General features: G+C 69.4%; 15 protein-coding genes and 1 tRNA gene. 11 read left to right on the top strand and 5 right to left on the bottom strand.

Features of this window, described 5'->3' with window-relative positions; all coding sequences use genetic code 11:
* Positions 1 to 10 precede the first annotated feature (10 nt).
* Positions 11 to 145: an SPW_0924 family protein gene (locus OG595_RS32795; protein ID WP_329278331.1), complete on the bottom strand. Its 135-nt coding sequence runs from the start codon at positions 143 to 145 to the stop codon at positions 11 to 13.
* A gap of 158 nt (positions 146 to 303) precedes the next feature.
* Entirely contained in the window at positions 304 to 2,073 is a 1,770-nt protein-coding gene (locus tag OG595_RS32790; protein WP_329278329.1) for a lytic transglycosylase domain-containing protein, read from the bottom strand.
* Between the two features lie 430 nt (positions 2,074 to 2,503).
* Between OG595_RS32790 and OG595_RS32785 the strand changes: the two genes are divergently transcribed.
* Complete coding sequence (locus tag OG595_RS32785) at positions 2,504 to 3,439, top strand: DUF4184 family protein (protein WP_329278327.1); 936 nt, start codon at positions 2,504 to 2,506, stop codon at positions 3,437 to 3,439.
* A 528-nt stretch (positions 3,440 to 3,967) separates the two neighbouring features.
* Here the strand turns inward: OG595_RS32785 and polA are convergent.
* Positions 3,968 to 6,694, bottom strand: coding sequence for a DNA polymerase I (polA, locus tag OG595_RS32780; RefSeq protein WP_329278325.1), 2,727 nt, complete (start codon positions 6,692 to 6,694; stop codon positions 3,968 to 3,970).
* Between the two features lie 176 nt (positions 6,695 to 6,870).
* On the opposite strand from polA, the gene OG595_RS32775 reads away from it, so the two are divergent.
* From OG595_RS32775 to OG595_RS32740, 8 genes are all read left to right on the top strand, one after another.
* Positions 6,871 to 9,150, top strand: a complete 2,280-nt coding sequence (locus OG595_RS32775; RefSeq protein ID WP_329278323.1) for an FdhF/YdeP family oxidoreductase — start codon at positions 6,871 to 6,873, stop codon at positions 9,148 to 9,150.
* A gap of 69 nt (positions 9,151 to 9,219) precedes the next feature.
* Entirely contained in the window at positions 9,220 to 9,684 is a 465-nt protein-coding gene (locus OG595_RS32770) for a PaaI family thioesterase (RefSeq protein ID WP_329278321.1), read from the top strand.
* A gap of 175 nt (positions 9,685 to 9,859) precedes the next feature.
* A complete protein-coding gene (locus OG595_RS32765) occupies positions 9,860 to 10,645 on the top strand; it encodes a hypothetical protein (RefSeq protein ID WP_329278319.1) in 786 nt (261 codons plus the stop codon).
* Between the two features lie 110 nt (positions 10,646 to 10,755).
* Positions 10,756 to 11,970, top strand: coding sequence for a branched-chain amino acid ABC transporter substrate-binding protein (locus OG595_RS32760; protein ID WP_329283412.1), 1,215 nt, complete (start codon positions 10,756 to 10,758; stop codon positions 11,968 to 11,970).
* A gap of 143 nt (positions 11,971 to 12,113) precedes the next feature.
* A complete protein-coding gene (locus tag OG595_RS32755; protein WP_329278316.1) occupies positions 12,114 to 13,043 on the top strand; it encodes a branched-chain amino acid ABC transporter permease in 930 nt (309 codons plus the stop codon).
* A gap of 5 nt (positions 13,044 to 13,048) precedes the next feature.
* Positions 13,049 to 14,908 carry a branched-chain amino acid ABC transporter permease gene (locus tag OG595_RS32750; RefSeq protein ID WP_329283410.1) on the top strand — a complete coding sequence of 620 codons (1,860 nt, stop codon included), beginning with the start codon at positions 13,049 to 13,051 and terminating at the stop codon, positions 14,906 to 14,908.
* A gap of 5 nt (positions 14,909 to 14,913) precedes the next feature.
* On the top strand, positions 14,914 to 15,786 hold the full coding sequence (locus OG595_RS32745; RefSeq protein ID WP_329278313.1) for an ABC transporter ATP-binding protein: 873 nt from the start codon (positions 14,914 to 14,916) through the stop codon (positions 15,784 to 15,786).
* Positions 15,783 to 16,499: an ABC transporter ATP-binding protein gene (locus OG595_RS32740; RefSeq protein ID WP_329278310.1), complete on the top strand. Its 717-nt coding sequence runs from the start codon at positions 15,783 to 15,785 to the stop codon at positions 16,497 to 16,499. Before OG595_RS32745 ends, OG595_RS32740 begins: the two co-directional genes overlap by 4 nt.
* Before the next feature lie 87 nt (positions 16,500 to 16,586).
* Here the strand turns inward: OG595_RS32740 and OG595_RS32735 are convergent, their stop codons facing one another.
* Complete coding sequence (locus tag OG595_RS32735; protein ID WP_164314724.1) at positions 16,587 to 17,243, bottom strand: response regulator; 657 nt, start codon at positions 17,241 to 17,243, stop codon at positions 16,587 to 16,589.
* A 99-nt stretch (positions 17,244 to 17,342) separates the two neighbouring features.
* Between OG595_RS32735 and OG595_RS32730 the strand changes: the two genes are divergently transcribed.
* Positions 17,343 to 17,417 (top strand) — tRNA-Leu (locus tag OG595_RS32730).
* Positions 17,418 to 17,523: 106 nt separating this feature from the next.
* Positions 17,524 to 18,297 carry a transcriptional regulator gene (locus tag OG595_RS32725; RefSeq protein WP_329278307.1) on the top strand — a complete coding sequence of 258 codons (774 nt, stop codon included), beginning with the start codon at positions 17,524 to 17,526 and terminating at the stop codon, positions 18,295 to 18,297.
* 49 nt (positions 18,298 to 18,346) lie between these two features.
* Here OG595_RS32725 and pyk read toward each other — a convergent pair whose 3' ends face one another.
* A complete protein-coding gene (pyk, locus tag OG595_RS32720; protein ID WP_329278305.1) occupies positions 18,347 to 19,783 on the bottom strand; it encodes a pyruvate kinase in 1,437 nt (478 codons plus the stop codon).
* Positions 19,784 to 19,796: the final 13 nt, after the last annotated feature.

The following is a 19,796-nucleotide window of genomic DNA, read 5'->3' as shown; positions in this document are numbered from 1 at the left end:
GGTGCGGCGGCTAGGGGTGTGACGGGACCGTGGTGAGCAGCGGCTTGGGGGATGTCGTGCCCGCCGGTGAGCCCAGGGCCGTGATCGTGAGGACGAACGCGAACGCGAGGGCGAGGCCGGTCGCGGCGGCGATCAGGGCACGCATGAAGGGCCTCCCCGGCTGCCGAAAGTGAGCTGATGGGGTGTCAGGTCGGGGCACCGTAGCAACGGGCGCCCGAGATGAGAACAGCTCGCGCACACGAAAGCGGCACCCCTCGCCGTGAACGGGGTGCCGCTCTCCTGCGTATTGACGCGTACGACGGCTTACGCGCTCGGGGAGCTGGAGGCCGAGGGACTGGCCGACTCGGCCGGAGCCGTCGACTCCGTGGCGGATTCCGTCGGGGCGGGTGCCGCCGTCACCGTCAGCTCGACCGTCAGGGTGGCGCCGCCGGTGGTGGTGATGCGGAGCAGGAAGGTGCCGGTGGTGTCGTCCGCGTACAGCTTCGGCAGCTTGAGCAGGCCGTTCGCGTCCGTTTCGAGGCCCGTGAGGGTGCGGACCGTCTTGCCGTCCGCGTCCTTGAAGTAGGGGCCCTTGGTGTTCACGGTCGCGTCGTCGGCCGCGGTGATCAGGGTCGCGGTGGCCGCGACACCGTCCGCGGCGGTGCCGTCGTACGTCGCCCTGACCTCGACCTGGTCGGCGAACTCGCCGCCCGCCACGCAGGTGAGCGCGGTGGTGGCGGTGCGGGCGAGGGTGTCGGCGGCGCGGGCGGTGACGGTGACCGCGTAGTCGAGGGCGGCGACCGTACGGCCGACGACGGTCGCGCGGACCGTGAAGGCGCCCGTCGTCTCGCCCGCCTTGAGCGCGGGCGCGACCGCGACTCCGGTGCTGTCGGTGACGACGGTGGCGACGTTCTCCCCGCCGGTGAAGGTGGTGTCGGTGTCGCCGACGATCGTGAAGCGGATCCTGACCTTGCCGACCGCCTCGCCGGCCACGGTCTCCGCGCGCGTGCTGATCCTCTTGGTGAACGCGTCGCCCGCCGTCGCGGTGAGCTTGGCGGTGCCCGCGTCCTCCAGGTGGTCCACGGTGTCGGTGGCCGTCGGCGTGGTGGGCGTGGGTACGGGGGTCGGGGTCGGCGTGGTGGGCCTGCCGGGCTTCGCCGGGGTGCTCGTCCCCGGAGTGCTGGGGCTGGGGCTCGGCGTGGTCGTGACCGGCGACGGCGTGGGGCTCGCCCCGGAGTTGCCGTCGCTGCGGCTGACGGGCACCGTGCCCGTGCCGTCCGGGACCTCGTGGGTGCCCTTGCGGTAGTACTCCAGCCACGACAGGACGAGGTTCAGATAGTCCGTCGAGTTGTTGTAGCTGAGGATCGCGCGGTTGAGGTCGGCCTGCGTCGACAGGTCCCAGCCGTACCGGCACAGGTAGTGGCCGGCGGCGAGGGCCGCGTCGTAGACGTTGTTGGGGTCCTTCTTGCCGTCGCCGTTGCCGTCGCGGCCCGCCCACGCCCAGGTGGACGGGATGAACTGCATGGGCCCGACGGCACTGTCGTAGCTGCTGTTGCCGTCGTACGCGCCGTTGTCGGTGTCCCTGATGAGCGCGAAGCCGTTGCCGTCGAGCTGCGGGCCGAGGATCGGGCTGGTCGTGGTGCCGTCGGCGTCGACCTGGCCGCCGCGGGCCTGGCCGGACTCGACCTTGCCGATGGCCGCGAGGAGCTGCCAGGGCAGGTTGCAGCCGGGCTTGGCCGCGCCCAGTGCCGCCTCGGCCTTCTTGTAGGCGTCGAGGACGGTCGCGGGTATGCCCGCCTCGGCCTCGCCGACCTGGACCGGCGTACCCGTGGTCGACGACTGCGCCGGACTCGGGCCGGGGTTCGGGCTGTGGAGCGGTGGAAGGTCCGTGTAGTACGGCGAGTTGCCGGTCGCGCTCGCACTGTCGTCGGCCGTCGCCTCGGACGTGGGCTGGGAGTCACTGGCGGTCCGTCTGCCCTGGTCGTCGACCGTCGCCCCCGGAGCCTGGGACGCGGACAGAGCCGCGACCGCGAGTGCGGCCACAGCGGTTGTCGCCGCCCCCTTGCGGAGCCTCCTGCCGATGTACGCCGCCATACAGAGAACCCCTCCCGTGGGCGGCAAGCCGCCCTGTTCCGCCTGTTTTCGCCCAGTACCGGTCACTTTCGACCAGTCCCGACCGACCTCGATCAGCCTTGCAAACCGGCCATTTCGCCCGATTACGCGCCTTGTTGACGCGTTACGCCTTCGTTGCGGTTCCGTGTTCGACCATGCTCCCCAGCAGGCCGACCCAGGCGACCCTACGACAACTTGCGTTGCGCGGACACCCGTTCGTGCCCGATATTCACCGATTGGCCAACTGTGATTCGTCGCGTGCCGCACAGCCGGGTGGCCCGCACGCGGCTTTTCACACGCCCCTTTCACCGTCCCGTCACCGCCCGCCGCAGCCTGCGGCCGTCCCGCATACTGGACGACGGTGATCATCGGGGTGGTTCGCCCCCGTCAACATCCGCTCCAGGGAGCCTCCTTGCCGTTCACTCTCAGCCACGCGGCGGCCGTACTGCCGGCCGTACGCGCCGACGGAACCGGACGCGGCCGACTGATTCCGGCGGTACTCGTCGCCGGCTCCTTCTCCCCCGATCTGACCTACTTCGCGGCGAGTGTCCTGCCCCAGGCGATGGAGTTCGGCGCCGTCACCCACTCCTTCCCGGGTGTCTTCACGATCGACGTGGCCGTCGCCTGGGCCCTGGTGGCCCTGTGGATGCTCCTGCGCGAGCCGCTGGTCGCCCTGCTGCCACGCGCCCGGCAGGGGCGTACGGCGACCCTGCTGCGCTGCGGAACGCCCCGCGCGCGGGTGACGCCGTCCCTCGCCCTGCGGTGGTACGCCTCGGCGGCCTTCGGCGCCCTGACCCATGTCGTCTGGGACGCGTTCACGCACCACGACCGGTGGGGGGTACGACTGTTCCCCGTCCTGGACGGCGAGCTGCGGGGTTCACCCCTGTACTGGTACCTGCAGTACGGCGGTTCGGCGCTGGCCGCGGTGGTCATCGCGGGGTTCGTGCACCACGCGCTGCGGCGGGCCGACGCGGGCGATCCGACGGGCGTACCGGTGCTTTCGGTACGGGACCGGTGGCTGGCCTTCGCCGTGATCGGCGGCTGCGCGGCGGTGGGGGCGGTGCAGCGGGTGCTGCGCTGGTGGGCGCACTGGGGTTCGACGGCGAAGCCGTGGGAGGTGATCCCGACCCTGTGCTTCGGAGCGGGCGCCGGCATGCTGTCGGGGCTGATCCTGTACGCGGCGGGGGTCAGGTTCCGGCGTCCCGGGGAACCGACGGGGGCCCGTGCCCCGGAAGACCGGCACCTCCGTACGGAGGGCCGCACGCCAGACCTTGCGGAAGGACGTGCGGAGAGGGACGCGGAGGATCACGCGGGAGGGCGGACCGGAGGCCGTACGGGTTCTCGCTGACCGCCACGAAGCGGCCGACGCAGCCATTCCCGCCCCCGGCCGGCCCAGACGCGCCAGGCCCGGGCGCGGCCCGGCACCGGGAGGCCGGAGGGCGGCCCGAGGTGGGCACGACGGGTGCGGGCCCGCGGCGCGAGTGCGCGGCCGAGTGCCTCCGCACGGCACGCCAGGGGTACGGCGGCCAGGCTGCTGCCGGGAATGCGGGCGGTGCTCGCGTCGGCCGCAAACGCCGGTATCGGAGAGCGCGTGGGGGCCGTCCGGCGGATGAGCGTGCGTATACCCATGCCCGCATCCTGTCGGGCACGCCCAGCGGAAGCGTGTTCGCGGGGGCCACGCGGGTGACGGGCTCGGCAGGCGCCGAGCGAGGGTCTGGGCGGGGCCGGACCGGAAGGCCTCGCCCAGGCGGACCAGGCCAACCCGGGAGCGGTTGCCCGCGCCCCTCAGGGGCGCGGGCAACCGCGCGACCAGCCGCCTCACCGGCCCGAGGCAGCCAACCCGCCCGCCCGGACGAACCGTCCGCCCCGCGGAGCGCTAGTGCGCCGCCGACTCCCAGTCGAGCCCCGAACCCACCGACACGTCCAGCGGTGCCCGGAGGGTGACCGCGCCGGCCATCTCCCGGCGGACCAGTTCCTCCGTGGCCTCGCGCTCGCCCGGGGCGATCTCCAGGACGATTTCGTCGTGGACCTGGAGCAGCATGCGGGACTTGAGCTTCGTCTCCTCCAGCGCCCGGCCCACGTTCAGCATGGCGATCTTGACGATGTCCGCCGCCGTGCCCTGGATCGGGGCGTTCAGGGCCATGCGCTCGGCCATCTCGCGGCGCTGACGGTTGTCGCTGTTCAGGTCGGGGAGATACCGGCGGCGGCCGAAGAGGGTCTCCGTGTAGCCCGTCGCCCGCGCCTCGTCGACGGCCCGGCGCAGATAGTCCCGTACCCCGCCGAAGCGTTCGAAGTACGTGTCCATCAGGCCGCGGGCCTCGCCCGCGTCGATGTTCAGCTGCCCGGACAGGCCGAAGGCCGACAGACCGTACGCCAGGCCGTACGACATCGCCTTGATCTTGCGGCGCATCTCCGCGTCCACCGCGGAGCGGTCAACCGCGAACACCTGGGAGGCGACCGTGGTGTGCAGGTCCTCACCGGACGTGAACGCCTCCAGGAGGCCCTCGTCCTCCGAGAGATGGGCCATCACCCGGAGTTCGATCTGGCTGTAGTCCGCGGTCATCAGCGACTCGAAGCCCTCGCCGACCACGAAGCCACGGCGGATGGCGCGGCCCTCGTCCGTACGGACGGGGATGTTCTGGAGGTTGGGGTCAGTGGAGGACAGCCGGCCCGTCGCCGCCACCGTCTGGTTGAACGTGGTGTGGATACGGCCGTCCGCCGCGATCGTCTTGATCAGGCCCTCGACGGTGACGCGCAGCTTCGCCTGCTCGCGGTGGCGGAGCATGATGACCGGCAGTTCGTTGTCCGTCTGGGTCGCCAGCCACGCCAGGGCGTCCGCGTCCGTCGTGTAGCCCGTCTTGGTCTTCTTCGTCTTCGGCAGGCCCAGCTCACCGAAGAGGACCTCCTGGAGCTGCTTGGGCGAGCCGAGGTTGAACTCGTGGCCGACCGCCGCGTGCGCCTCCTTCACCGCCTGCTGCACCGCGCCCGCGAACATCTGCTCCATGGCCTCCAGATGGGCCCGGTCCGCCGCGATGCCGTGCCGCTCCATCCGGGCCAGCAGGGCCGACGTCGGCAGCTCCATGTCCCGCAGCAGGTCCGCCGCGCCGACCTCCTGGAGGCGCTCGCCGAACGCCTCGCCCAGGTCGACGATCGTGCGGGACTGCACCATCAGGGAGTCGGCCTCCGCGCCCTCGTCCGTGCCGAAGGCCAGCTGGCCGTCCGCCGTGGCGGCGGGCGCCAGTTCACGGCCGAGGTACTCCAGGGACAGCGCGTCCAGGTCGAAGGAACGCCGGCCCGGCTTGACCAGGTACGCGGCCAGGGCCGTGTCCATGCTCACCCCGGCCACGGTCCAGCCGTGCTCCGCGAAGACCCGCATCGCGCCCTTGGCACTGTGGAACACCTTGGGCCGGTCCGCGTCGGCCAGCCAGGCCGCGAACGCGTTCTCGTCGGCCTCGTCCAGCTCCGCCGGGTCGAACCAGGCCGCCGCTCCCCCGGCCGCGGCCAGTGCGACCTCGGCGACCGAACCACTGCCCAGCGCCCAGGTGTCGACCGTCGCGACGCCGAGGACCTCCGTGCCGTGCCCGGTGAGCCAGGGGGCCAGTTCGCCCGCGCCGAGCACCGTCCCGTCCACCTCGACACCGGCCTCGGCCACCGGTCCGGCTTCGGCCTCCTCCACGCCCGGATCGACGGCCAGCAGCCGCTCGCGCAGTGAGGGGTTCCGGATCTCCAGGGTGTCGAGGACCACCGCCAGAGCCGTGCGGTCGTACGCGGCACGGGCCAGGTCCGTGACCGCCTTCGGAAGTTCGACGTCGCGGACCATCTCGGTGAGCCGACGGTTGAGCTTGACGGCGTCCAGGTGGTCGCGCAGGTTCTGCCCGGCCTTGCCCTTGACCTCGTCGACCCGCTCGACCAGGTCCGCGAACGACCCGAACTGGTTGATCCACTTCGCCGCCGTCTTCTCGCCGACACCCGGAATGCCCGGCAGGTTGTCGGACGGGTCGCCGCGCAGCGCCGCGAAGTCCGGGTACTGGGACGGCGTCAACCCGTACTTCTCGAAGACCTTCTCCGGAGTGAACCGGGTCAGCTCGGAGACACCCTTCGTCGGATACAGCACCGTCGTGTTCTCGGTGACCAGCTGGAAGGAGTCCCGGTCGCCGGTGACGATCAGCACCTCGAAGCCCTCGGCCTCGGCCTGCGTGGCCAGCGTGGCGATGACGTCGTCGGCCTCGAAACCGTCGACCGCGAACCGCTCCGCGTGCATCGCGTCGAGCAGTTCGCCGATCAGCTCGACCTGCCCCTTGAACTCGTCCGGTGTCTTCGACCGGTTCGCCTTGTACTCCGTGAACTCCTCGGAGCGCCAGGTCTTGCGGGACACGTCGAACGCCACCGCGAAGTGCGTGGGCACCTCGTCGCGCAGCGTGTTGGCGAGCATCGACGCGAAGCCGTAGATCGCGTTCGTCGGCTGTCCCGCCGCGGTCGTGAAATTCTCCGCGGGCAGCGCGAAGAACGCGCGGTACGCCATCGAGTGCCCGTCAATGAGCATCAGCCGGGGGCGGCCCGTGCCGGAGGTCTTCTCGGTCTTCTTCGACGCTGTTTCTGCCACGACCCCGATCCTGCCACGTGCCACTGACAACGCGGGACGCCCGAGCCCTCCGGACCTGTCTACGTCGTTGTCACCGCCCCGTGCGAGGATCGAACAGGTGACACACGCGCAGGTGAAGCACGCGCACGCCCACCACGCGCAAGCGGAGAGACACGTGCAAGCGAAGGGGCTCAGCCATGGCCAGCAAGCCGCCCAAGAGTGATCCGGTCCAGGACGCGCCGCAGATCACCGATCCCAAGCATGCCGCGGCCGGACTGCCCGCCATCGGCCACACCCTGCGCATCGCCCAGCAGCAGATGGGCGTCCGCCGCACCGCGCTCACCCTCCTGCGCGTCAACCAGAAGGACGGCTTCGACTGCCCCGGGTGCGCCTGGCCGGAGCCCGAGCACCGGCACGCCGCGGAGTTCTGCGAGAACGGCGCGAAGGCCGTCGCCGAGGAAGCCACCCTGCGCCGCGTCACCCCCGAGTTCTTCGCCGCCCACACCGTCACCGACCTGGCCGGCCGCAGCGGCTACTGGCTGGGCCAGCAGGGCCGCCTCACCCACCCCATGTACCTGCCCGAGGGCGCCGACCGCTACGAACCGGTCTCCTGGGAGCGCGCCTTCGACATCGTCGCCGAGGAGCTGAAGGCCCTCGGCTCGCCGGACGAGGCACTCTTCTACACCTCGGGCCGCACGAGCAACGAGGCGGCCTTCCTCTACCAGCTCTTCGCCCGCGAACTGGGCACGAACAACCTCCCCGACTGCTCCAACATGTGCCACGAGTCGTCGGGTTCCGCGCTCTCCGAGACCATCGGCATCGGCAAGGGCAGCGTCCTCCTGGAGGACCTCTACAAGGCCGACCTGATCATCGTCGCCGGCCAGAACCCGGGCACCAACCACCCCCGGATGCTCTCCGCCCTGGAGAAGGCGAAGGCGAACGGCGCGCGGATCATCAGCGTCAACCCCCTGCCCGAGGCGGGGCTTGAGCGCTTCAAGAACCCGCAGACCCCCCAGGGCATGATCAAGGGCGCGGCCCTCAACGACCTGTTCCTGCAGATCCGCATCGGCGGCGACCAGGCCCTCTTCCGCCTCCTCAACAAGCTGATCCTCGACACGGAGGGTGCGGTCGACGAGACGTTCGTCCGTGAACACACCCACGGCTACGAGGAGTTCGCCGCGGCGGCCGGCGCCGCCGACTGGGCCGAGACCCTGGCCGCGACGGGCCTCACGCGCGCGGAGATCGAGAAGGCCCTCGGCATGGTCCTGGCCTCCGAGCGCACCATCGTGTGCTGGGCGATGGGCCTGACCCAGCACAAGCACTCCGTGCCCACCATCCGCGAAGTGGTCAACTTCCTTCTCCTGCGCGGCAACATCGGCCGCCCGGGCGCCGGTGTGTGCCCGGTGCGCGGCCACTCGAACGTGCAGGGCGACCGCACCATGGGCATCTTCGAGCGCCCCGCCCCCGCCTTCCTGGACGCCCTGGAGAAGGAGTTCGGCTTCGCCCCGCCCCGCGAACACGGCTACGACGTCGTACGGGCCATCCGCGCCCTGCGCGACGGCGACGCGAAGGTCTTCTTCGCCATGGGCGGCAACTTCGTCTCCGCCTCACCCGACACGGAGGTCACCGAGGCGGCCATGCGCCGCGCCCGCCTCACCGTGCACGTGTCGACGAAGCTGAACCGCTCGCACGCCGTCACGGGCGCGCGTGCCCTGATCCTGCCGACCCTCGGCCGCACCGAGCGCGACCTCCAGGGCAGCGGCGAGCAGTTCGTGACGGTCGAGGACTCCATGGGCATGGTGCACGCCTCCCGGGGCCGTCTGGACCCGGCGAGCACGCACCTCCTCTCCGAGCCGGCCATCGTCTGCCGGCTGGCCCGGCGTGTCCTGGGCGAGGAGTCCCGCACGCCGTGGGAGGAGTTCGAGAAGGACTACGCCACGGTCCGTGACCGCATCGCGCGCGTGATCCCGGGCTTCGAGAACTTCAACGCGCGGGTGGCCGACCCGGCGGGCTTCGCCCTCCCGCACGCCCCGCGCGACGAGCGGCGCTTCCCGACGGCCACCGGCAAGGCGAACTTCACCGCGGCGCCCGTCGAGTTCCCCGAGCTCCCCGAAGGCCGCCTGCTCCTGCAGACCCTGCGCTCGCACGACCAGTACAACACCACGATCTACGGCCTGGACGACCGCTACCGGGGCATCAGGAACGGCCGCCGGGTGGTCCTGGTGAACTCCGAGGACGCACAGGCCCTCGGGGTCGCCGACGGGTCGTACGTCGACCTCGTGGGCGAGTGGAAGGACGGCGTCGAGCGGCGGGCGCCCGGCTTCCGGGTCGTGTTCTACCCGACGGCCCGGGGCTGCGCGGCGGCCTACTACCCGGAGACCAACGTCCTGGTCCCGCTCGACGCCACCGCGGACACCAGCAACACCCCGGCCAGCAAGTCCGTGGTGGTGCGTCTGGAACAATCGGCCACCGACTGAGCGTTTGCTCAGCGGATGGACGCAGGCGTGCGGACACCACACCGACCAGGACGAACGGAGCCGGGCCCCATGGGCGAGCAGCAGCATGTGAAGTTCCCGCAAGAGGTCATCGACGAGTACACGGCACTGGGCATCGACGTGATCGCCATGTTCTCCGCGGGACACCTGGGGAACCGGATGGGCGTACAGATCGTGGAGGCGTCGCCCGACCGCGTCGTCGGCACGATGCCCGTCGAGGGCAACACACAGCCGTACGGACTGCTGCACGGGGGCGCGTCCGCGGTGCTGGCCGAGACCCTCGGGTCGGTCGGGGCGATGTTGCACGGGGGCAGCACGAAGATCGCCGTCGGTGTGGACCTGAACTGCACCCACCATCGCGGGGCCCGCTCCGGACTGGTCACCGGCGTGGCCACACCGGTGCACCGGGGGCGGTCGACGGCGACGTACGAGGTCGTGATCACCGACGAGACAGACAAACGCGTGTGCACCGCGCGTCTGACGTGCCTGCTGCGGGACGCGCCCACGGCCGCCTGAGGGAGTTTCCCGCCCCCGGCGCCCCCCGACCCGCCCCGACCCGCGGGGGCGCCCCCAGCCCCCTCACAGGGCCCCGGAACGGGCCCTGCCCCCGAACGCCGGACAGGCTGGGGGCGCGGGCCGGCATTGCCTGCCCCCCAACCCCCCACTACCGTTCCCGCATGAGGCTGCGACCATGACCGGCATCGGCCCCGTCGAACCCGTCAACTCGCCGGACGCACAAGAGACTTACGAAGTCATCGGTGCCGACGCACCACGCCTCGCAGACCGGCTGCGGGCCCTGCCGCCGCGCCTCCGCAGAGCCCTTCTCGCCGCCGCGGCGCTCGCCGCCGCGACAGCCGGAGTCATCACCCTGCTGCCCTCGACGCCGTCCGCCCCGGCCACCACCCTCACCCCCATGCCCTGGCCCGCCACCGTGACCACGTTCCGGTACACGGGACTCGCCGCGACCTTCGACTCCTCGCCCGCCAGCGGCCTGTTCCGGTTCGCGGTGACCGTACACAGCGGGCCACCCGTCACCCTGCGCGTCAACGGCGCCGCCTTCGACGGCCTCACCGCACGCATCTCACCCGCCGAGACATCCACCGTCAGTGCCGGGACCACCCGCCGGATCACCGTCCAGATATCCGTGGTCGACTGCGCGGACCTCCCGCTCGACGCGGACCTGCCATTCCTTGACGTAACGCTGCGTAACACACGCGCAATACAGCATCACAGTTTCATCTTCGGCGGCGCCTACCCCGACGACCTTTTCCAGCTCATCGGAGCGGCCTGCGGAAGGTTGCCCGCACGGCCAAGCCCACGGGCAACCGGAAGTGCAGATTCTCAAAATGTGGACCGTGGACAGTTTCGGCCATACGTGTCGAGACCGCACTCCCCCAAGCCATACCAACCAGCACGTCATAACAAGAAAGTCACAAGCCAGCCCACCGAGATGCCTCCGCGTGTAGACCGGGCTTAGAGTCACGGCCAGTCACCGCTCCACCGGGAGTTCGGTACCAGCGCCGCATCCGTCGCATCCCCGAAGGGGCGGCACGCCTGCGGAAAGGACTGATTGTGCGACAGCGTTCTTTGGTGATTCTCACCTCCATTCTCACCACCGGAGCTCTGACCCTCACCGCGTGTGGCTCCCGTGACGACAGCGGTGACAGCGACAGCGGAGACACCACCCTGACCATCGGCGTCGACGCGCCCCTGTCCGGCGAGAACTCGACCACCGGCCTCGGCATCCAGTACGGCGTCCAGATCGCCGTCGACGACGCCAACAAGAACAACCTCGTCCCCGGCGTCAAGTTCAAGGTCAAGGCCCTCGACGACAAGGCCCAGCCCGCCACCGGCCAGTCCAACGCGACGGCCCTCGTCGGCGACAAGAACGTCGTCGGCGTCGTCGGCCCCCTGAACTCCGGCGTCGCCCAGTCGATGCAGCAGGTGTTCGAGTCGGCCAACATGGTCGAGATCTCCCCTTCCAACACCAACCCCACCCTGACCCTGGGCAAGGACTGGCAGACCAACAAGCAGCGCCCGTACAAGACGTACTTCCGTACGGCGACCACGGACGAGCTGCAGGGCACCTTCGCCGCCGAGTACGCGTACAACAACCTCAAGAAGAAGAAGGCCTTCGTCGTAGACGACAAGCAGACCTACGGCGCCGGCCTCGCCTCCATCTTCAACGAGCAGTTCAAGGAGCTCGGCGGTACCGTCGCCGGCACCGACCACGTCAACACCGGCGACAAGGACTTCGGCTCCCTCGTCACCAAGATCAAGACGTCCGGCGCCGACCTGCTCTACTACGGCGGCCAGTACGACGAGTCCGCGCTGATCACCAAGCAGCTCAAGGACGCCGGCGTCAAGATCCCGCTCTTCGGCGGTGACGGCATGTACGCCACCACCTACATCGAGACCGCGGGCGCCGCCGCCGAGGGCGACCTCGTCACCTCCGTCGGCGTCCCCGTCGACACCCTCGCCGGTGCCAAGGCCTTCGTGGCCGAGTACAAGGCCAAGGGCTACAAGGGTGACTACGGCGCCTACGGCGGTTACTCGTACGACGCCGCCACCGCCATCATCAAGGCCGTCGGCGCCGTGAAGTCCGCCAACGACGACAAGCTGCCCGACACCAACGACCTGCGCGCCAAGGTCGTCGACGCCGTCCAGAAGTCCGACTTCGAAGGCATCACCGGCAAGGTCTCCTTCGACGAGTACGGCGACACGGGCAACAAGCAGCTCACCGTCTACCAGGTCGTGAAGGGCGCCTGGAAGGCCGTCCACACCGGTACGGCCGGCAGCTGATCATCTGACCGGCTGATCCAAGCCCAGCAGAACACCACGGGCCGCGCGGCAGGACGACCCCGACCGCGCGGCCCGTTGTCACACCCCACCACCCCCGGCACGTATCCAGTGCACACGACCACCAGCGACATGGAGGCCACGCGGTGAACACCCTGCCGCAGCAGCTGGCCAACGGGCTGCTCCTCGGCTCGATGTACGGGCTCATCGCCATCGGCTACACGATGGTGTACGGCATCGTCCAGCTCATCAACTTCGCGCACGGCGAGATCTTCATGACCGGGGCATTCGGCGCCCTCACGGTCTACTTCTACGTTCTCCCCGACAACACGGCGATGATCATCGCCGTGCCCCTGATGCTGATCGGCGGCGCCATCGTCGCCATCCTCATCGCCGTCGGAGCGGAACGGTTCGCCTACCGACCCCTACGCGGAGCACCACGACTGGCGCCGCTCATCACGGCCATCGGCCTCTCCCTGGCCCTCCAGGAGGTCGTCCGCAACTTCTACCCCGACGCCGACCGGGCCCGCGCCTTCCCCGGCCTCGACGCCACCCACGACATCGGCTCCGTCACCATCAAGGACGCCGACATCTTCCTCGTCGTCGCCGCCATCGTCTGCATGTCCGGCCTCGCGCTCTTCGTCCGCCGCAGCCGCACCGGCCGCGCCATGCAGGCCACCGCGCAGGACCCCGACACCGCACAGCTGATGGGCATCGACACCAACCGCATCATCGTCATCGCCTTCGCCATCGGCGGCTTCTTCGCCGCCGTGGCCGCCCTCGCCTACGGCCTCAAGTACGGCAACGTCGACTACCGCATGGGCTTCCTGATGGGCCTCAAGGCCTTCACCGCAGCCGTCCTCGGCGGCATCGGCAACATCTACGGCGCCATGCTCGGCGGCATCGTCCTCGGCGTCGCCGAGACCCTCGCCTCCGCCTACATCGACGGCATCCCCGGCATGCAGCAGCTCGGCGGCCAGGGCTGGGCCAACGTCTGGGCCTTCTGCCTCCTCATCATCGTGCTGCTCGTCAGGCCACAAGGCCTGCTCGGCGAACGCGTCGCGGACAGGGCGTGATCACCATGACCGACCTCTCCAAAGCGACGCCCGCCCCCGAGCCGGGCCTCATCCCGCTGCCGCCCACCGCGGCCCGCGCCCTCACCCTCGTCGGCGGCATCGCCACCACGGTCTCCGCCTTCCTCGCCTGGACCTGGACCTCCAAGTTCCCCGGCGACCTCACCATCACCGGCTACCCCGGCGGCCTCCAGTGGCTCACCTTCACCGGTGGCCTCCTGATCACCCTCTTCGCCCTCGCCGCCTACGGCATCCGCGGCCTCGGCTGGCTCGTCCCCGGTGGCAACAACGGCCCCATCGTCCTCACCGCCCTGGGCACCTTCGGCACCACCTGGTTCACCGTCGTCGCCATCACCGTCAACCTCGACGGCCTCGTCAACCTCGAACCGGGCGCCTACGTCGCCGCCGCCGCCTCACTCCTCACGGTCGTCGGCGCCTTCGCGCTGCCCACCACGGCCGACGAGACCCGCAACGCCAAGGCCGCCTACGACGCGGGCCTGCGCAAGGGCGGCATCCCCTCCCGGACCCGCATCGTCATCGCCACCCTCAAGGGCCTGACCGCCTACATCGGCAAGCCCGACCGCGTCCCCGCAGCGCAGACCCTCTCCCCCTGGATCGAGCGCGCGATCATCACCGCGGTCACCGCACTCGGCCTCGGCGTCTTCACCTACGGCATCGACACCGAGTACGGCGAGCTGTTCATCGGCTACCTCATCCTCGTCGTGTTCGCCATGTGGGCCGTACACTCCGCGGGCCTCACCGACCGCTTCTCCCGGCTCGTGGCCCACCACCGCGGCTTCACGCTCGCCATGGGCTTCGCCGCCGCGATCCTGTTCCCCTTCACCCAGACCGACGACCACTACGCCAACATCGGCGTCAACATCCTGATCTTCGGGACCGTCGCCCTCGGCCTCAACATCGTCGTCGGCCTCGCCGGCCTCCTCGACCTCGGATACGTCGCCTTCCTCGGCGTCGGCGCCTACACCGCCGCCCTCGTCTCCGGCTCCGAGTTCTCCAAGTTCTCCGGCGTCCAGTTCCCCTTCTGGGCCGCCGCCCTCTCCGGCGCCGCCGCCTCGCTCATCTTCGGCGTCCTCATCGGCGCGCCCACCCTGCGCCTGCGCGGCGACTACCTCGCCATCGTCACCCTCGGCTTCGGAGAGATCTTCCGTATCGCCGTCAACAACATGGACGGCGTCTCCGGGCCCGACATCACCAACGGCCCCAACGGCATCCCCTCCATCCCCGACCTCGACTTCTTCGGCTTCAACTTCGGCGAAGCCCACGACGTCGGCGGATTCACCCTCGGCCGGTTCGCCAACTACTACCTCCTCATGGTCCTGATCATGGCGATCGTGGTCCTCGTCTACACCCGCGCCGCCGACTCCCGTATCGGCCGCTCCTGGATCGCCATCCGCGAGGACGAGACCGCCGCCACCGCCATGGGCATCAACGGCTTCCGCGTCAAGCTCATCGCCTTCGCCCTCGGCGCCTCCCTCGCCGGCCTCGCCGGCACCGTCAGCGCCCACGTCACCTACAGCGTGGTCCCCACCCCGTACCAGTTCGCCGGCTCGACCCCGCCCAACTCGGCGTTCCTCCTGGCCGCGGTGGTCCTCGGCGGCATGGGCACGGTCGCGGGCCCACTCCTCGGCGCGGCACTGCTCTACCTGCTCCCCGAGAAGCTCGTCTTCCTCCAGGACAAGTCGCTGCTCGCGTTCGGCATCGCCCTGATCGTCCTCATGCGCTTCCGCCCCGAGGGCATCATCGCCAACCGCCGCCGCCAGCTCGAATTCCACGAGACCGGCCAGCTCGACGTACCCGACACAGAAACACTCGCCGACGATCCGGCCGTCACCAAGGCGGGGGCGTAACCACCATGACCACAAGCACACCCACCCCCGTACTCGAAGCGCGCAACGTCACCATGCGCTTCGGCGGCCTCACCGCCGTCCGCTCCGTCGACTTCACGGTCAACAGCGGAGAGATCGTCGGCCTCATCGGCCCCAACGGCGCCGGCAAGACCACGTTCTTCAACTGCCTCACCGGCCTGTACGTCCCCACCGAGGGCACGGTCTCCTACAAGGGAACCGTCCTCCCCCCGAAGCCCCACCTGGTCACCCAGGCAGGCATCGCCCGTACGTTCCAGAACATCCGTCTGTTCGCCAACATGACGGTCCTGGAGAACGTCCTCGTCGGCCGCCACACCCGCACCAAGGAAGGCCTCTGGTCCGCCCTCCTCCGCGGCCCCGGCTTCAAGAAGGCCGAAAAGGCGAGCGAAGAACGTGCCATGGAACTCCTGGAGTTCATCGGCCTGGCCCACAAGCGGGACCACCTCTCCCGCAACCTCCCCTACGGCGAACAGCGCAAGCTGGAAATCGCCCGCGCGATGGCGTCGGAGCCGGGCCTGCTCCTGCTCGACGAGCCGACGGCGGGCATGAACCCCCAGGAGACGCGGGCGACCGAGGAACTGGTCTTCGCGATCCGCGACAAGGGCATCGCCGTCCTCCTCATCGAGCACGACATGCGCTTCGTCTTCAACCTCAGCGACCGGGTCGCCGTCCTCGTCCAGGGCGAGAAGCTCGTCGAGGGCACCTCCGAGGTCGTCCAGGCCGACGAACGCGTCATCGCCGCCTACCTCGGCGAACCCTTCGAAGGCGACCCCGGCCAGGCGGAAGCCGCAGAGGTCGAGGCCGCCGAAGCCGCCAAGGACGCGACAAGCACCACCAGCACCAAGGGAGAAGGCCAGTGACCGCACTCCTCGAAGTCGAGGACCTGAGGGTCTCCTACGGCAAGATCGAAGCCGTCAAGGGCATCTCCTTCAGCGTGGAGGCCGGCCAGGTCGTCACCCTCATCGGCACCAACGGCGCCGGCAAGACGACCACCCTGCGCACCCTCTCCGGCCTGCTCCAGCCCACCTCCGGCAAGATCCTGTTCGACGGCAAGCCGCTCAACGGCGTCCCCGCCCACAAGATCGTCTCCCTCGGGCTCGCCCACTCCCCCGAGGGCCGGCACATCTTCCCCCGCCTCACCATCGCCGAGAACCTCCAGCTCGGCGCCTTCCTCCGCAAGGACAAGGAAGCCATCGAGAAGGACATCCAACGCGCCTACGACCTCTTCCCCATCCTCGGGGAACGCAGGAAGCAGGCCGCAGGAACCCTCTCCGGCGGCGAACAGCAGATGCTGGCCATGGGCCGCGCCCTGATGTCCCAGCCCAAACTGCTCATGCTCGACGAGCCCTCCATGGGCCTCTCCCCGATCATGATGCAGAAGATCATGGCCACCATCGTCGAACTCAAGTCCACGGGTACGACGATCCTGCTGGTCGAGCAGAACGCCCAGGCGGCTCTCTCCCTGGCCGACCAGGGACACGTCATGGAGGTCGGCAACATCGTCCTCTCCGGCACCGGCCAGGACCTGATCCACGACGAGTCGGTACGTAAGGCGTACCTCGGCGAGGACTGAGTCCCCCGACGGCACGTACGAGGAGGCCCGCACCCCCGACCGGGGGTGCGGGCCTCCTCGTACGTCGTACGCCCGCCTGTGGCCGCGTCAGCCCTTGGCAGCCTTCTTCTCCTCGGCGTCCGCGATGACCGCCTCCGCGACCTGCTGCATGGACATGCGCCGGTCCATCGACGTCTTCTGGATCCACCGGAACGCGGCGGGCTCGGACAGGCCGTACTCCGTCTGCAGGACCGACTTGGCACGGTCGACGAGCTTGCGGGTCTCCAGCCTCAGCGTGAGATCCGCGATCTCCTTCTCCAGCGTCCGCATCTCGTTGAACCGCGACACCGCCATCTCGATCGCCGGCACGACGTCGCTCTTGCTGAACGGCTTCACCAGGTACGCCATGGCCCCGGCGTCGCGGGCCCGCTCGACGAGGTCGCGCTGCGAGAAGGCGGTCAGCATCAGCACCGGCGCGATGGACTCCTCGGCGATCTTCTCGGCCGCCGAGATGCCGTCGAGCTTCGGCATCTTCACATCGAGGATGACGAGGTCCGGCCGGTGCTTACGGGCAAGCTCCACGGCCTCCTCACCGTCACCGGCCTCACCGACGACGGAGTAGCCCTCTTCTTCGAGCATCTCCTTGAGGTCGAGCCGGATGAGCGCCTCGTCCTCGGCAATGACGACACGGGTCGTCAGCGGAGGCACGTGCGACTTGTCGTCGTCGGGCGCGTCTGCGGGCTGGGGCGACTCGGGGGCGGTCACGGGGGCTCCTTGATCAGGGCGGGGTGCTGCTGACAAGAGCGTACCTAGCTGCGGTAAGGTAGTCGGGCAGCGGGTCGAGGCAAACCTTCGATTCACTGGGCCCCGGTAGCCCAATTGGCAGCAGGCAATGGATTCAAAACCCATACAGTGTCGGTTCGAGTCCGACCCGGGGCACTTTTCCTTAGATTCCAAGGCTGATATCCGAAAGTGGATGTTCCCGTTCTAGTGAACATCCACTATTTGCTGCGCGCCGTCGCGATGACTCCCACAGTCTGTCGGTATGTACGACATTGGCACACGTAAGCGAGCCCTGGTGCTGGTGGGTCAGGGACGCAGCCTGAACTCCGTCAGCAAGGAGACGGGGATATCCCGGGCCGCAATCCGCAGTTGGCAACACCGCATCGAGCCTCGCACCCGCATCGGTCTGCCCTGCCCCAGGTGCGAGGACCCACCACGTCCGCCCGAGGACCAAGCTGCGTACGCCTACCTGCTGGGCCTCTACCTCGGTGACGGCTGCATCAGCGCTCATCAACGAGGGGTCTACTTCATGCGCGTCGTCCTGGACAAGGCATGGCCTGGTGTTGTCGACGCATGCGAGAAAGCGCTTCGCGCAGTGCGCCCGGACAACAGTGTGTGCCGGGTGAACAGGAAAGGCTGCCTCGCGGTCACCAGCTCAAGCAAGCACTGGCCGTGCCTCTTTCCTCAGCACGGCCCCGGCAAGAAACACGACCGCCGCATCGCCCTGGAGCCCTGGCAACAGGACATCGTCGACGCGCACCCCTGGGCATTCATCCGCGGCCTCATCCACTCCGACGGCTGCCGGATCACCAACTGGACCACTCGCCTGGTCGCCGGTGAGCGCAAGCGCTACGAGTACCCCCGGTACTTCTTCTCCAACAAGTCCGACGACATCCGCAGGCTCTTCAGCGACACCCTCGACAAAGTCGGCGTCCAATGGACCACCCTCGCCCGAGGCAGTGACCCCTTCAACATCTCCGTCGCCCGCAAAGCCTCCGTGGCCCTGATGGACACCCACGTGGGCCCCAAGCACTGAACCGGAATGGGCCCCTCCGTCAGTCGGAGAGGGGCCCTCCCGCCAACGCCTACTTGGGGCTGTCGTCCTCGCCGATGTGGTGTACCCGCACCAGGTTCGTGGACCCCGATACTCCGGGCGGCGAGCCGGCCGTGATCACCACCACGTCGCCCTTCTGGCACCGCCCGTACTTCAACAACAGCTCGTCCACCTGGTCGACCATCGCGTCCGTGGAGTCGACGTGCGGGCCCAGGAAGGTCTCCACGCCCCATGTCAGCGTCAGCTGTGACCGGGTCGCCGGGTCCGGGGTGAAGGCCAGGAGCGGGATCGGGGACCGGTACCGGGAGAGGCGCTTCACCGTGTCGCCGGACTGGGTGAACGCCACCAGGAACTTCGCGCCGAGGAAGTCGCCCATCTCGGCCGCCGCGCGGGCCACGGCGCCGCCCTGGGTGCGGGGCTTGTTGCGTTCCGTCAGCGGGGGCAGGCCCTTGGCGAGGATGTCCTCCTCGGCCGCCTCGACGATCTTCGCCATCGTGCGGACCGTCTCGATGGCGTACTTGCCCACGCTCGTCTCGCCGGACAGCATCACCGCGTCCGTGCCGTCGATGACCGCGTTGGCGACGTCGGACGCCTCCGCCCTCGTCGGGCGGGAGTTCTCGATCATCGAGTCGAGCATCTGCGTGGCGACGATGACCGGCTTGGCGTTGCGCTTCGCCAGTTTGATCGCGCGCTTCTGGACGATGGGGACCTGTTCCAGGGGCATTTCGACGCCGAGGTCGCCGCGGGCGACCATGATGCCGTCGAAGGCGGCGACGATGTCGTCGATCGCTTCGACCGCCTGCGGCTTCTCGACCTTGGCGATGACCGGGAGGCGGTGGTGTTCCTCGTCCATGATGCGGTGGACGTCGTCGATGTCGCGTCCGCTGCGGACGAAGGACAGCGCGATGACGTCGAAGCCGGTGCGCAGCGCCCAGCGCAGGTCTGCCTCGTCCTTGTCGGAGAGGGCGGGGACGGACACCGCCACGCCGGGGAGGTTGAGGCCCTTGTGGTCGGAGATCACTCCGCCTTCGACGACTCTGGTGTGGACGCGGGGTCCGTCGACGGCGGTGACTTCGAGGCAGACCTTGCCGTCGTCGACGAGGACGAGTTCGCCGGGGGTGACGTCGGTGGCGAGGCCCGCGTAGGTGGTTCCGCAGGTCTGCTGGGTGCCTTCGACGCCTTCTTCGACGGTGATGGTGAAGGTGTCGCCGCGTTCGAGGAGTACGGGGCCTTCGGTGAAGCGGCCGAGCCGGATCTTCGGGCCTTGAAGGTCGGCGAGGAGGCCGATGCTGCGGCCGGTTTCGTCGGCGGCTTTGCGGACGTGCTGGTAACGCACCTCGTGTTCGGCGTAGCTGCCGTGGCTGAGGTTGAAGCGGGCCACGTCCATTCCGGCATCGACCAGTGCTTTGATCTGGTCGTACGAGTCGGTGGCGGGGCCCAGGGTACAGACGATCTTTGCTCGACGCATACTTCGAGCGTAG

Source organism: Streptomyces sp. NBC_01451, assembly GCF_036227485.1.
In the GTDB taxonomy this organism is placed as follows: Bacteria; Actinomycetota; Actinomycetes; order Streptomycetales; family Streptomycetaceae; genus Streptomyces.
This window is presented reverse-complemented; position numbering and strand designations above follow the sequence as displayed.

Coding starts and splice junctions, on each gene's coding strand:
- OG595_RS32795 (WP_329278331.1), bottom strand. CDS start 145: ATGCGTGCCCTGATCGCCGCCGCGACCGGCCTCGCCCTCGCGTTCGCG.
- OG595_RS32790 (WP_329278329.1), bottom strand. CDS start 2,073: ATGGCGGCGTACATCGGCAGGAGGCTCCGCAAGGGGGCGGCGACAACC.
- OG595_RS32775 (WP_329278323.1), top strand. CDS start 6,871: ATGGCCAGCAAGCCGCCCAAGAGTGATCCGGTCCAGGACGCGCCGCAG.
- OG595_RS32770 (WP_329278321.1), top strand. CDS start 9,220: ATGGGCGAGCAGCAGCATGTGAAGTTCCCGCAAGAGGTCATCGACGAG.
- OG595_RS32765 (WP_329278319.1), top strand. CDS start 9,860: ATGACCGGCATCGGCCCCGTCGAACCCGTCAACTCGCCGGACGCACAA.
- OG595_RS32750 (WP_329283410.1), top strand. CDS start 13,049: ATGACCGACCTCTCCAAAGCGACGCCCGCCCCCGAGCCGGGCCTCATC.
- OG595_RS32745 (WP_329278313.1), top strand. CDS start 14,914: ATGACCACAAGCACACCCACCCCCGTACTCGAAGCGCGCAACGTCACC.
- OG595_RS32725 (WP_329278307.1), top strand. CDS start 17,524: ATGTACGACATTGGCACACGTAAGCGAGCCCTGGTGCTGGTGGGTCAG.
- pyk (WP_329278305.1), bottom strand. CDS start 19,783: ATGCGTCGAGCAAAGATCGTCTGTACCCTGGGCCCCGCCACCGACTCG.